The sequence below is a fragment of the Asanoa sp. WMMD1127 genome, from assembly GCF_029626225.1.
In the GTDB taxonomy this organism is placed as follows: Bacteria; Actinomycetota; Actinomycetes; order Mycobacteriales; family Micromonosporaceae; genus Asanoa.
This window is the reverse complement of the sequence record NZ_JARUBP010000001.1, coordinates 7,510,278-7,523,389: the sequence shown is the minus strand read 5'-3', so window position 1 is coordinate 7,523,389 and position 13,112 is coordinate 7,510,278. Positions and strand designations below refer to the sequence as shown.

Sequence of the window (13,112 nt, the reverse complement as noted above, 5' to 3'; positions counted from 1 at the left end):
CGTGGGCATCCAGGACATCATCGAGGGCAAGAAGCAGTGGCGGGCGCACGTCGCGCGGGTCAAGGCGCTGCCGCCGGACTACCAGATCGTCTACAAGGAGATGCAGAAGTACCTGTTCAAGGTCGGACCGGTCGACCTGGCCGACGGCCGCCTGCTCCCCGGGATCGTCGACTTCTTCGAGGAGGGCGTCGCGGCCGGCAAGGGCGTCATGCAGCTCATCGGCCCGGACGTCGCCGCCTTCTGCGACGACCTGATCAAGGACTCACCCACCTACGCCGACCTCTACCAGCAGTCCGTCACCGGGAAGGCCGGGAGCTGATCGTCGGTTCAGCTTTGGCTGAATACATCCGACGCTGTACGGTAAGCGGCATGCGGACGACGACGCACGGCTCGGCACTGGCCCGGTTCGGGCACGCCCTGTCCGACCCGACGCGAGCGCGGCTGCTCCTGGCCTTGCGCGAGGCGCCCGGCTATCCCGCCGACCTGGCCGACCTGCTCGGCGTCACCCGGCAGAACCTGTCCAACCACCTCGCCTGCCTGCGCGGCTGCGGTCTGGTCGTGGCGGTGCCGGAGGGGCGGCGCACGCGCTACGAGCTCGCGGACGGTCGGCTGCGGCACGCCCTCGGCGACCTGCTCGACCTGGTGCTGGTGGTCGACCCGGCGGCCTGCGCCGACGCGGAGACCGACGGCTGCTGCTGATGGCGATCGAGCTGGCGCCGGGCGACCGCCGGGCCGTGTTGGCCCGGCGGATCCGCCTGCTCGTCGCGGCGACCATCGCCTACAACGTCATCGAGGCGGTGGTCGCGATCAGCGCCGGCGCCGCCGCCTCGTCCACCGCGCTCATCGGTTTCGGCCTCGACTCGGTCATCGAGGTGTCGTCGGCGGCCGCGGTGGCGTGGCAGTTCGCCGGGCCCGACCCGCGGGCCCGCGAGCGGACGACCCTCCGGATCATCGCGGTCTCGTTCTTCGCGCTGGCCGCCTACGTCACCATCGAGTCGGTGCGCGCGCTGGTCGGTGCCGCCGAGGCCGACCATTCGACCATCGGCCTGACGCTGGCGGCGGTGTCGCTGGCCGTGATGCCGTTGCTGTCCTACGCCCAGCGCCGCGCCGGCCGGGAGCTCGGCTCGCTGACGGCGGTCGCCGACTCGAAACAGACGCTGCTGTGCACGTACCTCTCCGGTGTCCTGCTCGTCGGTCTCGGTCTCAACAGCTTGTTCGGCTGGTCGTGGGCCGACCCCGTCGCCGCCCTGGTCATCGCCGCGGTCGCGGTGAAGGAGGGCCGCGAGGCGTGGAAGGGCGACGCGTGCTGCGCGCCGACGGCCGGGCCGCGACCGGAATCCGGTTGCGCCGACGGTTGTTGCGCTCCAGACACAGTGGACGATCCGCGATAATCGTTGCCGCACCGCGCCGAAGGCGACGTCGCGCCATTGCCGACCGGCGCGACCGTGGAACCCATGGGCAGGCGGGGGATCGTGATCGGGTTGTCGGTGGCGATGGTCGCCGCCTGCGGACTGCTGTCGTCGATGACGTACGCGCTCCGCCGGGGACACCTGCACAGCCTCGGCGAGGTGCTCGAGTGGGCGGGCCCGGCGACTGGCCGCGTTGTGGGTCAGCCCTGGGCCAGCGCGTCGATAGCGGCGACCTCCGCGGGGGAGAGGCGCAGCGAAGCGGCGGCCAGGTTGCTGCGCTGCCGTTCCGGGTCCGCCGATCGCGGAATGGCCACCACGTCGTGCGCCAGGTGCCAGGCGATGACCACTTCGGACACCGGTACGCCGCGCGACGAGGCCACCGACCGCAACGCCGGATGGTCGAGGTTCGTGCGGCGCAGCGGGCTGTAGCCCTCGACCACCACGCCGCGGTCGCGGAAGGCGGCCAGCAGCGCCGGGTCGTGCAGCGACGGGCTCCACGGGATCTGGTTGACCGCCGGCGCCTCGCCGGTCGCCGCGATCAGCTCGTCGACCAGCGCCGGCGAGTAGTTGGACACGCCCACCGCCCGCACCAGGCCCTCGGCGCGGGCTTCCAGCATGGCCGACCACGACGCCACACCGGCCCCACCCGACACCGGCCAATGGATGAGCCACAGGTCGAGGTGGTCGACGCCCAGCGCGTGCAGGCTGGCCGCCAGCACCGCGGGCTCCCGGCCGGCGTCCTCGGGACGCAGCTTGGTGGTCAGGAAAACCGTGGAGCGGTCGACGTCGCGCAGCGCCTGGCCCACCTCGCGCTCGTTGCCGTAGGCCGTCGCCGTGTCGACGAGCCGGTAGCCCAGTGCCAGCGCGGTCCGCACGGCCTGCCCGCCGCCCGCGCCGTGCAGCCCCGCCGTGCCCAGCCCGATCATCGGCATCGCCACGCCGGGCGCGATCTGGATCTCCCGCATGCCTACAGCTTTACCCGTGTCCACTCGCGCTGGGCAAACGATGCGGGATCCTGCCGGGCGTACGCCAGGAAGGCCTCGACCACCTCGTCGAGCGTGCCGACCTCCGTGCCCCCGAACGTCTCGTCGCCGCCCGCGCACCACTCGACGGCGTAGTGCCCTCAGGGGCGGCGGCGGGCCCGGTTCCGCGCGGCCAGGGCCTCGTTGAGGCGGTTGAGCAGCGTGGCCAGCTCGGCGCGATCCCCGTCGGACCAGTCGGCCAGCATCTCGTCGTAGAGCTCGGCGCGGGCCGCCCGCACAACGGACATCCGGCGCAGGCCCGCCGCGGTGGCCGAGACGAGCGTGCCCCGGCCGTCGCTGGGGTCGGCCTCGCGGGCGATGAGGCCGTCGCGCTCCATCGCGCCGACCTGCCGGGTCACGGTGGAGCCGTCGAGGTTGAGGCGGGTGGCGAGCGCGGAGACGTTCTGCGGGCCGGCCTCGTCGAGGTGCCGCAGGATCACGTAGGCCGCCCGGTCCAGGGAACGGTGGGCTTCCACGGGGATGGCCCGTCGGGTCGCCTCGCCGAAGCGCATGAGGAGCGCGACCTCGGTCTCGATCCGACCGATGACGGAGTCGTCCGCGTTCATGACTGTATGTTACAGGCGTACAAGGGCCCAGAATCGCGGCCCTTCACTCGGTCGGGACACGCACGCGGCGATTGCGTCCGTACCCGACGCAGCGGGTCTACAGTGGATGTGACCCCTCTTTTTGTGTGAAACGGTGGCGCTTGGCCGTTTTGCGGTGCACAGTGATCCCATGAGCGACAGCGGACGTGGGACGGAGTACTTCTGGTGCACCCGTCATCACAGGGTCGAGACCGATGCTGACGTGTGCCCCGCGAGGTACGTGCTCGGTCCCTACCGGTCCAAGGCCGACGCCGAGAACGCCCTGCAATCCGTGCAGGAGCGCAACGAGGCGTGGGACGAGGAGGACCGCCGCTGGGCAGGGGAGGAGAGGTAGGCGCCGCGGCAAGTCGTCACGGCGAGCAACTCCGTGGTCTCCGCGACGGAGCCGGACCCACGCACGTCTCGCAAGGAGGAACCCACCATGGCCGAAGCGTTGAAGGCCAAGAAACCGACGGCCGCGAAACGCGCGGCGACAAGGAAACCCACCGCGGCGAAGCGTACGAGCGCGGCGTCCCGCGCCTCGGGCACCGCTCGGAAGACCGTTTCCGCGCAGACGCCCGCCCGCAAGACGGTCACCAGCAAGGCCACCGCCAAGAAGGCGCCCGCGAAACGGGCGACGGCGAAGAAGACCACCGCCAAGAAGACGGGCGTCGCCAAGCGGGCCACCACCGCGGCGAAGCGGACCACCACCGCGGCCAAGAGCACGGCCAAGCGGGCGACGAAGAAGGCCACGACGGCGCGCAAGACCGCGGCCAAGAAGACCACGACGCGCCCCACGGCGCGTAAGACGGCGACCAAGGCCCCCGCCAAGCGGGCCACCGCCAAGAAGACCGCGGCGAAGAAGACGACGGCGAAGAAGACCAGCGCCGCGCGCAAGACGGCCACCAAGCGGGCCACCACCGCCAAGACGGCCGCCAAGCGCGCGCCGGCGAAGCGGACCACCGCCAAGAAGGCGCCCGCGAAGCGGACGGCGGCGAAGAAGACCACCACCGCCCGCAAGTCCACGGCGACCAAGCGGACCACCAGCACCGCGCGCAAGAGCACGGTCCGCAAGGCGGCCAGCCCGCGCAAGACGACCGCGCGCCGGTCGAGCAGCCGATAACGCACGACCCGAGCGGGGCGCTCGGGAGCTGGTATGAAGTACCGGTGGTGACCCGACGCGTCCGAGCGCCCCACTTCGACTTCGCCGCGCTGCGTCGCGAGCTGGAGCTGCCCGACAGTTTCCCGCCCGCGGCGCAGCGCGAGGCCGAGCAGGCGGCGGCCGCCCCGCTGCCCGAGCGGCCGGACCGCACCGACATCCCGTTCGTCACGATCGACCCGGTCGGCTCCCGCGACCTCGACCAGGCGATGTGCCTGAGCCGCCGCCCGCAGGGCTACCGCGTGCACTACGCGATCGCCGACGTGGCGGCCTTCGTGCGCCCCGGCGGCGAGCTCGAGGCGGAGACCTGGCGCCGCGGCCAGACCGTCTACCTGCCCGACGGCAACGTCCCGCTGCACCCCGTCGCGCTCAGCGAAGGCGCGGCCAGCCTGCTGCCGGAGCGCACCCGCGCCGCCGTGCTGTGGACCATCGACCTCGACGCCGACGGCGCGACCACGGCCGTCACGCTCGAACGGGCGCTCGTGCGCAGCCGGGCCCAGCTCGACTACGGCACCGTGCAGGGCCAGCTCGACGCGGGCACCGCCCCCGAGCCGATCGCCCTGCTGCCGGAGATCGGCGCCCGGCTCGTCGAGCGCGGCCTCGACCGCGGCGCGATCAACCTGCCGCTGCCCGAACAGGAGATCGAGCCCGACGGGGCCGGCTACCGGCTCGTGCTGCGGGCGCCGCTGCCTTCCGAGGAGCACAACGCGCAGATCTCGCTGCTGACCGGCGTCGCGGCGGCCGACATCATGCTCGCCGGCCGGGTGGGCCTGCTGCGCACCATGCCGCCGCCGGACCCGGACGCGGTCGAGCGGCTCCGCGCCGCCGCGCACGCGCTCGGCATCGACTGGCCGGCGGGCGCGCCGGTGGGCCGGGTCATCAGCGCCGTCGACGCGGCCGACCCGCGCGGCGCCGCGTTCCTCGACCAGGCGGCCGAGCTCATGCGCGGCGCCGGCTACACGGCCTTCGACGGCGAGCCGCCGGAGCAGTCCGGGCACGGTGGCGTGGCGGCCCCGTACGCCCACGTGACGGCCCCGCTGCGCCGGTTGGCCGACCGGTACGCCACCGAGGTCTGCCTGGCCCTCACGGCGGCGCAGGACGTCCCGGAGTGGGCCCGCGCCGCGCTGCCGAAGCTGCCCAAGGTGATGAGCGCGACCGACCGGGTCAGCGGCGCGGCCGCCCGCGGCGCCGTCGACCTGACCGAGGCGGTGCTGCTCCAGGACCGGATCGGCGAGACGTTCGACGCGGCCGTGGTCGACGTCGACAGCCCCCGCCGCACGGCCCCGGCGCCGGCCGACGCCGCCGACGGCCGCCAGCCCGGCGGCACGGTCGCGCTCGACGCCCCACCGGTCCGCGCGCGGTGCACCGGCGACCTCCCGCTCGGCGAGCGGGTCCGGGTGACCCTGGTCACCGCCGACCCGGTCAAACGGACGGTGCAGTTCACCCGGAAGTGACGCCGCGGGCGATCTTTTGCGACGATGCCAGCATGGCCTACGACCCCAGCACCCTGCCCGACGTGACCGGCCTGACCGTCGCCATCATCGGCGGCACCGGCGACCAGGGCCGCGGCCTGGCCTACCGGCTGGCCCGCGCCGGCCAGCGGGTGCTGATCGGCTCGCGCCAGCAGGCCCGGGCGACCGCGTCCGCCGAGGAGATCTCCGCGCTGCCGGGCGTGACCCGGGCGGTCGAGGGCGGCGCCAACGCCGACGTGGCCGCCGCGGCCGACCTGACGATCATCGCCGTGCCGTGGGCCGGTCACCGCGACACCGTGGCCGGGCTGCGCCACGCCCTCGCCGGGAAGCTGGTCGTCGACTGCGTCAACCCGCTCGGCTTCGACAGCCACGGGCCGTACCCGCTGCACGTCGACGAGGGCAGCGCCGTGCAGCAGGCGGCGGCGCTGCTGCCCGAGTCGACCGTGGCCGCCGCGTTCAACCACGTGAGCGCGCCGCTGCTGGCCGACCCGGCGGTCGAGTCGATGGACCTCGACGTGCTGATCTGCAGCGAGGACCGGCACCTGGCCGGGGTGGTCGCCGCGCTCGCGGCGCGGATTCCGGGCATGCGCGGCATCTACGCCGGCCGGCTGCGCAACGCGCACCAGATCGAGGCGTTCACCGCCAACCTGATCGCCATCAACCGCCGCTACAAGGCGCACGCCGGGCTCCGGGTGACCGACGTCTGAACGACGACCTCGGCACGCCCGTCCCGCTCGCCGCACCGCCGCGGCGGGTCGTCTCGCTGGTGCCGTCGCTGACCGAGGCGGTCGCCCATACGGCGCCAAACCTGCTGGTGGGCGCCACCGACTGGTGCGTGGAGCCGGCGGGCCTTGACGTCGCCCGGGTCGGAGGCACGAGGTACCCGGACCTCGCACGGGTACGGGCGGCCGCGCCCGACCTGGTGCTGGCGAACGCGGAGGAGAACCGCCGGGAGGACGTCGAGGCGCTGCGGGCCGCGGGCGTGCCGGTCTGGGTGACCTATCCGCGGACCCTGGACGCCGCGCTGGACTCGCTGGAGCGGCTCATGGCGGCGCTCGGTCCGCCGGAACCGCCTTGGCTGCGGGCCGCGCGCGAGGCCTGGTCACACCCGTTCACCGGCGTACGCCGCCGCGCGGTCATCCCGGTCTGGCGGCGACCCTGGATCGTGCTCGGCGCCGACACGTTCGCCGGCGACCTGCTGGCCCGGCTCGGCGTGGACAACGTCTATGCGGGCGCGGCCGAACGCTATCCGCGCCCACCGCTCGCACAGCTGCGGGCGGCGGGCGCGGACCTGGTCGTGCTGCCGGACGAGCCCTACGCGTTCACCGCGGACGACGGCCCGGAGGCGTTCCCGGGCCTGCCGCACGCGCTGGTCAGCGGCCGCCACCTGACCTGGTACGGCCCGTCCCTGGCGGAGGCCCGGGCGGTGCTAGAAGCTGTGCTCTGAGCTGGGGAACTGCCCGCCACGCACCTCGTCGCCGAACGCGGTCGCGGCGTCCCGCAGGGCCCCGCGCAGGTCGGCGTACTGCTTGACGAACCGTGGCAGCTTGCCGGTGCGCATCCCGGCCATGTCCTGCCACACCAGCACCTGGGCGTCGGTCTCGGGACCGGCGCCGATGCCCACGGTCGGCACGGCGATCTCGTTGGTGATCCGCTTGGCGACGTGCGCGGGCACCATCTCCAGCACCACCGCGAACGCGCCCGCCTCGGCCACCGCGTGCGCGTCGGCGATCACCTCCTCGGCCGCGTCGCCCCGGCCCTGCACCCGGTAGCCGCCCAGCGTGTGCTCGCTCTGCGGCGTGAACCCGATGTGCGCCATGACCGGGATCCCGGCGGCGGTGATCGCCTCGATCTGGGCCGCCGTGCGCCGGCCGCCCTCGAGCTTGACGGCGTGGCAGCCGCCCTCCTTCATGAACCGGACGGCGGTGCGCAGGGCCTGGGTGGGCCCTTCCTCGTAGGAGCCGAACGGCAGGTCGCCGACGACCAGCGCCCGGCTCGTGGACCGGACCACGGCCTTGACGAGCGGCAGGAGCTCGTCGGCGGTGACCGACAGGGTGGTCGCGTAGCCGAACACGTTGTTGGCGGCCGAGTCGCCGACGAGCAGCACGGGAATACCGGCCTCGTCGAAGATCGCGGCCGTGTACTGGTCGTACGCGGTCAGCATGGGCCACTTCTCGCCGCGCTCCTTGGCGGCGATCAGCTCCCGGGTGCGTACGCGGCGGTTAGGGGGCCCGCCGTAGAGGGACGGTTGCTCCGGCATAGCAGCTCTCCTCTCGCCTCAAGGCCGCACCGATGCGGTCCCTGGGCACCTTCCGATGGTCCCACCGGAACGGCCGGGCGGAGAGACGAGCGTGGAATCTTTCACACCTCGTCGGGGCCGGTCTCGCGCCAGCGGCTGGTGATCGGGAGGCGGCGGTCGCGGCCGAAGGCCTTGATGGAGATCTTGGTGCCGGGGGCCGACTGGCGGCGCTTGTATTCGGCCAGGTCGACCAGGCGCAGGACACGGTCGACGACCGCCGCGTCGTGGCCGGCGGCGATCAGGTCGGCGCGGCCCTTGTCGCCGTCGACGTAGGACAGCAGGATCGCGTCGAGCTCGTCGTAGTCGGGCAGCGAGTCGCTGTCGAGCTGGTCCGGGCGCAGTTCCGCGCTCGGCGGCTTGGCGATCGAGTTCTCCGGGATCGGCGGCTCCTCGCCGATCCGCAGCGCCTCGTCATTGCGCCAGCGGGCGAGTTTCCAGACCAGGGTCTTCGGCACGTCCTTGAGCGGGTTGAAGCCGCCGACCGAGTCGCCGTAGAGGGTCGAGTAGCCGACCGCCAGCTCGCTCTTGTTGCCCGTGGTGAGCACCAGCGGGCCCTCCTGGTTGGAGATCGACATCAGGATCACGCCGCGGACGCGGGCCTGGAGGTTCTCCAGCGCGAGGCCCGACAGCGACATCGTGGCCAGGAAGCTGTCGACCATGGGCTGGATCTCGTGGACGCGGTATTCGAGCCCCGTGCGCTTGGCCATCTCGGCCGCGTCGTCCCGGGAGTGGCCCGACGAGTAGCGGCTGGGCATCGAGACCCCGATGACGTCGGCCGCGCCGAGGGCGTCGACGGCGATGGCCGCGACCACCGACGAGTCGATGCCACCGGAAAGGCCCAGCGCGACCTTGCGGAAGCCGTTCTTGCGGACGTAGTCGCGCAGCCCGAGCACGAGCGCGCCCCACACCTCCGCCTCGTCGGTCAGGCGCTCGGCCTGGCCGCCCGATACCGGGGTCTCCGCCAGCGCGCGGTGCGGGTCGGAGATGTGCACCCGCTCGATGCCCATCTCGTCGCCGGCCAGCTCGACCCGCGCGGCCGGAGCCAGCGGCGGTGTCGAGGGCGGCGGTGGCAGCAGGCCCAGCGGCAGGTCGAGGTCGTGCACCAGCAGGTGCTCGGCCAGCTGCGGCGCACGGGCCAGCACCTCGCCGCCGGCCGAGACGATCATGGAGTCGCCGTCGAACACGAGCTCGTCCTGGCCGCCGACCATGTTCAGGTAGGCCACCGTCGCGTCGGCCTCGGCGGCCCGTCGCCGCACCAGCGCCAGCCGGGTGTCGTCCTTGTGCAGCTCGAACGGCGAGCCGTTGACGGTCAGCACAAGGCCCACCCCGGCCCGGCGGGCTGCCGCGAACGGGCCACCGACCTGCCACATGTCCTCGCAGATCGTCAGCCCGATGTCGATGCCGTCGACGCGGACCACGACCAGGGTGTTGCCGGGCACGAAGTAACGGTCCTCGTCGAAGACGCCGTAGTTGGGCAGGTGATGCTTGAAGTAGCGGGCCGCGACCCGGCCCCGGTGCAGCACCGCCAGGGCGTTGCGCGGGCCGGCGGACGGGTCGGTCGCGACGTTGACCGCGGGCGGCCCGTCGGCGTCGAGGTAGCCGACCGCCACGGGGATCTCGCCGAGCCCGTCGGCGTCCAGGTCGGCTGCCAGCCGCGTGATGGCCGCGCAGGTGGCGGTCAGAAAGGACTGGCGGAACACCAGGTCCTCTATCGGGTAGCCCGTGAGCATCATCTCCGGGAACACGACGAGGCGGGCGCCCGCGTCGGCGGCGGCGCGCGTGGTGGACCGGACGATGCGGGCGTTGCCGGCGAGGTCGCCGACCGTCGGGTTCACCTGGGCGAGCGCGATGCGCAACGTGGGCATGGTCCAATCCTCTCACCGGCCGGCACGGGGATCGGGGTCACAAGGGCCGTGCATCGGCAGGCATCGTCCTACCGTAACGTTGGCGTAACGAGACCGCGCAAGACTGGTCGGCTAGCACACATGCAGCTCAGAGGGGTTGACCGTGGATCGTCAGCAGGAGTTCGTGCTCCGTACGCTGGAAGAACGTGACATCCGGTTTGTCCGGTTGTGGTTCACCGACGTCCTCGGCACGCTCAAGAGCGTCTCCGTCGCGCCGGCCGAGCTCGAAGCGGCCTTCGACGAGGGCATCGGCTTCGACGGCTCGGCCATCGAGGGCTTCGCCCGGGTCTTCGAGTCCGACATGATCGCCATGCCCGACCCCACCACCTTCCAGGTGTTCCCGTTCGAGGGCGGGGTCAGCGGCGAGAGCGCCCGGATGTTCTGCGACGTCCTGCTGCCCGACCGCAGCCCCTCCTGGGCCGACCCGCGGCACGTGCTGCGCCGGGCCCTGTCCCGGGCGGCGGAGAAGGGCTTCACCTTCTACACCCACCCCGAGATCGAGTTCTTCCTGCTGGAGGACGGCCCCAACGACGGCTCGGTGCCGGTCCCGGTCGACGCCGGCGGTTACTTCGATCACACCACCCACGCGGTGGCCCGCGACTTCCGCCGCCAGGCGGTGCTGGCGCTGGAGCGGATCGGCATCTCGGTCGAGTTCAGCCACCACGAGGTCGCGCCGGGCCAGCAGGAGATCGACCTGCGCTACGCCGACGCGCTGACCACGGCCGACAACATCATGACCTTCCGCCACGTGGTCAAGGAGGTCGCGCTCAGCCACGGCGTCCAGGCGACCTTCATGCCCAAGCCGTTCACCGACCAGCCGGGCAGCGGCATGCACACCCACCTGTCGCTGTTCGAGGGCGAGCGCAACGCATTCCACGACGCCGGCGACCCGATGAAGCTGTCCAAGGTGGCCCGCGCGTTCATAGCCGGCCTGCTCGTGCACGCCCGCGAATACACCGCCGTCACCAACCAGTGGGTCAACTCCTACAAGCGGCTGTTCCCGCAGGCGCTGCCCGACCGGATCACCGAGTCACCGGCGTACGTGTGCTGGGGTCACCTCAACCGCTCCGCGCTGGTCCGCGTCCCGGCCTACGGCAAGCCCAACTCGGCCCGGGTCGAGGTCCGCTCCATCGACTCGGCCGCCAACCCCTACCTGGCCTTCGCCGTCATGCTCGGCGCCGGCCTCAAGGGCATCGAGGAGGGCTACGAGCTGCCGCCGGGCGCCGAGGACGACGTCTGGGCGCTGTCCAACGCCGAGCGCCGGGCCGCCGGCTACGAGACGCTGCCGGAGAACCTGGCCGAGGCGATCGACGTGATGGCCGGCTCGGAGCTGATCGCCGAGGTGCTGGGCGAGCACGTCTTCGACTACTTCCTGCGCAACAAGCGGGCCGAGTGGGAGGCCTACCGGCGCGAGGTCACCCCCTACGAGCGCGCGCGTTACCTGGGCGCCCTCTGACATTTGTCACGGGCGGTTCGTGACGCACGGCCCGCGGGCGCGACCCGGGATGGCACGACAGTGATGTCATGCCAACGCAAACGCTCGTCGCCGGCGAGCAGACGGGGACCCGCACCCCGGCCGTACTCCTGCGGGGTCTGACCAAACGGTTCGGCGCGGTGACCGCGGTGAACCAGCTCGACCTGCGGATCGAGCCGGGTGAGGTGGTCGCGTTCCTCGGGCCCAACGGCGCCGGGAAGACCACCACCATCGACATGATGCTCGGCCTGGCCCGCCCGACGGCGGGTGAGGTCGAGGTCTACGGCCACTCGCCCACCGAGGCGATCGCCCGCGGCCGGATCGCGGCCGTGATGCAGACCGGCGGCCTGCTCAAGGACGTCACGGTCGCCGAGACGGTGCGGATGACCGCCTCGTTCTTCGCCACCGCGCGCCCGACGGCCGAGGTGCTGGAACGGGCCGGCATCACCGACATCGCCGACCGCCGCGTGGCCAAGTGCTCCGGCGGCCAGCAGCAGCGGCTGCGGTTCGCGCTGGCCCTGCTGCCCGATCCCGACCTCATGGTGCTGGACGAGCCGACCACGGGGATGGACGTCGAGGGGCGGCGGGAGTTCTGGAACGCCATCCGCGCCGACGCCCAGGCCGGCCGCACGGTGCTGTTCGCGACCCACTACCTGGAGGAGGCGGACGCGTACGCCGACCGGATCGTGCTGATCCGCAAAGGTCAGGTGGTCGCGGACGGCACCGCCAGCGAGATCAAGGCGCTCGCCGCCGGCCGGCAGGTGCGGGCCACCCTGCCCGGCGCCGACGAGGTGCGGCTGGCCGCGCTGCCCGGCGTCGACCGGGCCGAGGTGCGCGGCGAGACGGTGCTGCTGCACACCAGCGACTCCGACGGGGTCGCCCGCTACCTGCTGACCCAGACCGCCGCCCGGGACCTGGAGGTCACGTCGCGCAACCTCGAGGACGCCTTCCTGGCCCTGACCAGTGGCGACGACATCGTGGAAGGACAGCCCCGATGACCGCCGCAGCCCTGCCCCGCGCCGACGTCGACCGGCGCCCGCCGATGGGCGGGTTCTCGCTGACCTACCTGAGCCTGGAGATCCGCCGGGTGCTGCGCAACCGCCGCAGCCTGTTCTTCATCCTGGTCATGCCGGCGGTCTTCTTCCTGCTGTTCGGGCTCCCGCAGAAGGGCCAGAACATCGACGAGGCCAACATGGCCGGCGCGATGGCGTACATCATGATCAGTCTGGCCGTGTACGGCGCGATGACGGCCTCGACCGCGACCGGTGGGGCGGTGGCCGTCGAGCGGGCCCAGGGGTGGAGCCGCCAGCTCCGGCTGACCCCGCTGCGCCCGCCGGCGTACGTGGCGACCAAGGTCCTCTCGGCCCTCTCGCTGAGCCTGCTCTCGGTGCTGGTCGAGTTCGTCGTCGGCGCGATCGGCGGGGTCCGCATGCCGGCCCACGTCTGGCTGCTGGCCGGCCTCGGCGCGTGGCTGGGCTCCCTGGTCTTCGCCGCGCTGGGGCTGTTCGTCGGCTACCTCGCGCCCGCGGAGAACGTGATGCAGTTCATGGGCCCGATCCTGGCGCTGCTCGCGCTCTTCGGAGGCCTGTTCGTGCCGCTCGAGGTGCTACCGCACGTGATGCAGACGATCGCGAAGTTCACCCCGGTGTACGGCGTCGGCTCCATCGCCCGCAGCCCGCTCACCCACGACTTCAGCTGGGTGGCCGTGCTCAACGTGATCGGCTGGACGGCCGCCTTCGGCCTCGGCGCGGCGGCCCTCTTCCGCCGCGATACCGCCCGGGTCTGAACG

At 72.7% G+C, this 13,112-nt stretch carries 15 protein-coding genes; 11 read left to right on the top strand and 4 right to left on the bottom strand.

The genetic code is table 11. The annotated features are described in order from the left end of the window. The first annotated feature begins 1 nt into the window (after position 1). Genes O7635_RS35865 through O7635_RS35855 form a run of 3 tightly spaced genes read left to right on the top strand, consistent with a single transcriptional unit; the run spans position 2 to position 1,391 of the window. Complete coding sequence (locus O7635_RS35865) at positions 2–319, top strand: DUF1048 domain-containing protein (protein WP_278084927.1); 318 nt, start codon at positions 2–4, stop codon at positions 317–319. A gap of 50 nt (positions 320–369) precedes the next feature. Next, positions 370–699 (top strand): metalloregulator ArsR/SmtB family transcription factor, encoded by a 330-nt coding sequence (locus O7635_RS35860; protein WP_278084926.1) that lies wholly within the window; start codon positions 370–372, stop codon positions 697–699. Further along, on the top strand, positions 699–1,391 hold the full coding sequence (locus tag O7635_RS35855) for a cation transporter (protein ID WP_278084925.1): 693 nt from the start codon (positions 699–701) through the stop codon (positions 1,389–1,391). The genes O7635_RS35860 and O7635_RS35855 overlap by 1 nt, the downstream gene beginning before the upstream one ends. A 218-nt stretch (positions 1,392–1,609) precedes the next feature. On the opposite strand, the gene O7635_RS35850 is transcribed toward O7635_RS35855, so the two are convergent. Then, a complete protein-coding gene (locus tag O7635_RS35850) occupies positions 1,610–2,374 on the bottom strand; it encodes an aldo/keto reductase (protein ID WP_278084924.1) in 765 nt (254 codons plus the stop codon). Positions 2,375–2,532: 158 nt separating this feature from the next. Beyond that, positions 2,533–2,997 carry a MarR family transcriptional regulator gene (locus O7635_RS35845; protein ID WP_278084923.1) on the bottom strand — a complete coding sequence of 155 codons (465 nt, stop codon included), beginning with the start codon at positions 2,995–2,997 and terminating at the stop codon, positions 2,533–2,535. Between the two features lie 241 nt (positions 2,998–3,238). On the opposite strand from O7635_RS35845, the gene O7635_RS35840 reads away from it, so the two are divergent. The 5 genes from O7635_RS35840 (at position 3,239) to O7635_RS35820 (ending at position 7,093) form a co-directional block, all read left to right on the top strand. Next, a complete protein-coding gene (locus tag O7635_RS35840; protein WP_278084922.1) occupies positions 3,239–3,370 on the top strand; it encodes a hypothetical protein in 132 nt (43 codons plus the stop codon). A gap of 87 nt (positions 3,371–3,457) precedes the next feature. Continuing rightward, complete coding sequence (locus tag O7635_RS35835; RefSeq protein ID WP_278084921.1) at positions 3,458–4,138, top strand: hypothetical protein; 681 nt, start codon at positions 3,458–3,460, stop codon at positions 4,136–4,138. A 44-nt stretch (positions 4,139–4,182) separates the two neighbouring features. Next, complete coding sequence (locus tag O7635_RS35830; protein ID WP_278084920.1) at positions 4,183–5,628, top strand: RNB domain-containing ribonuclease; 1,446 nt, start codon at positions 4,183–4,185, stop codon at positions 5,626–5,628. A gap of 32 nt (positions 5,629–5,660) precedes the next feature. Then, on the top strand, positions 5,661–6,353 hold the full coding sequence (gene npdG, locus O7635_RS35825; RefSeq protein WP_278084919.1) for an NADPH-dependent F420 reductase: 693 nt from the start codon (positions 5,661–5,663) through the stop codon (positions 6,351–6,353). After that, positions 6,350–7,093 (top strand): helical backbone metal receptor, encoded by a 744-nt coding sequence (locus O7635_RS35820; RefSeq protein WP_278085663.1) that lies wholly within the window; start codon positions 6,350–6,352, stop codon positions 7,091–7,093. Before npdG ends, O7635_RS35820 begins: the two co-directional genes overlap by 4 nt. On the opposite strand, the gene panB is transcribed toward O7635_RS35820, so the two are convergent. Continuing rightward, positions 7,076–7,906: a 3-methyl-2-oxobutanoate hydroxymethyltransferase gene (gene panB / locus O7635_RS35815; protein ID WP_278084918.1), complete on the bottom strand. Its 831-nt coding sequence runs from the start codon at positions 7,904–7,906 to the stop codon at positions 7,076–7,078. The genes O7635_RS35820 and panB overlap by 18 nt on opposite strands. A gap of 101 nt (positions 7,907–8,007) precedes the next feature. Next, the gene (locus O7635_RS35810; RefSeq protein WP_278084917.1) at positions 8,008–9,810 is read right to left on the bottom strand and encodes an NAD+ synthase; all 1,803 of its coding nucleotides are present in this window, start codon (positions 9,808–9,810) and stop codon (positions 8,008–8,010) included. A 142-nt stretch (positions 9,811–9,952) separates the two neighbouring features. On the opposite strand from O7635_RS35810, the gene glnA reads away from it, so the two are divergent. From glnA to O7635_RS35795, 3 genes are all read left to right on the top strand, one after another. Beyond that, positions 9,953–11,305 carry a type I glutamate--ammonia ligase gene (gene glnA, locus O7635_RS35805; RefSeq protein ID WP_278084916.1) on the top strand — a complete coding sequence of 451 codons (1,353 nt, stop codon included), beginning with the start codon at positions 9,953–9,955 and terminating at the stop codon, positions 11,303–11,305. Between the two features lie 68 nt (positions 11,306–11,373). Next, on the top strand, positions 11,374–12,321 hold the full coding sequence (locus O7635_RS35800; protein WP_278084915.1) for an ABC transporter ATP-binding protein: 948 nt from the start codon (positions 11,374–11,376) through the stop codon (positions 12,319–12,321). Continuing rightward, positions 12,318–13,109: an ABC transporter permease gene (locus tag O7635_RS35795; RefSeq protein ID WP_278084914.1), complete on the top strand. Its 792-nt coding sequence runs from the start codon at positions 12,318–12,320 to the stop codon at positions 13,107–13,109. The genes O7635_RS35800 and O7635_RS35795 overlap by 4 nt, the downstream gene beginning before the upstream one ends. Positions 13,110–13,112: the final 3 nt, after the last annotated feature.

Coding starts and splice junctions, on each gene's coding strand:
- panB (WP_278084918.1), bottom strand. CDS start 7,906: ATGCCGGAGCAACCGTCCCTCTACGGCGGGCCCCCTAACCGCCGCGTA.
- O7635_RS35810 (WP_278084917.1), bottom strand. CDS start 9,810: ATGCCCACGTTGCGCATCGCGCTCGCCCAGGTGAACCCGACGGTCGGC.
- O7635_RS35855 (WP_278084925.1), top strand. CDS start 699: ATGGCGATCGAGCTGGCGCCGGGCGACCGCCGGGCCGTGTTGGCCCGG.
- O7635_RS35835 (WP_278084921.1), top strand. CDS start 3,458: ATGGCCGAAGCGTTGAAGGCCAAGAAACCGACGGCCGCGAAACGCGCG.
- O7635_RS35795 (WP_278084914.1), top strand. CDS start 12,318: ATGACCGCCGCAGCCCTGCCCCGCGCCGACGTCGACCGGCGCCCGCCG.
- npdG (WP_278084919.1), top strand. CDS start 5,661: ATGGCCTACGACCCCAGCACCCTGCCCGACGTGACCGGCCTGACCGTC.
- O7635_RS35860 (WP_278084926.1), top strand. CDS start 370: ATGCGGACGACGACGCACGGCTCGGCACTGGCCCGGTTCGGGCACGCC.
- O7635_RS35850 (WP_278084924.1), bottom strand. CDS start 2,374: ATGCGGGAGATCCAGATCGCGCCCGGCGTGGCGATGCCGATGATCGGG.
- O7635_RS35800 (WP_278084915.1), top strand. CDS start 11,374: ATGCCAACGCAAACGCTCGTCGCCGGCGAGCAGACGGGGACCCGCACC.
- O7635_RS35845 (WP_278084923.1), bottom strand. CDS start 2,997: ATGAACGCGGACGACTCCGTCATCGGTCGGATCGAGACCGAGGTCGCG.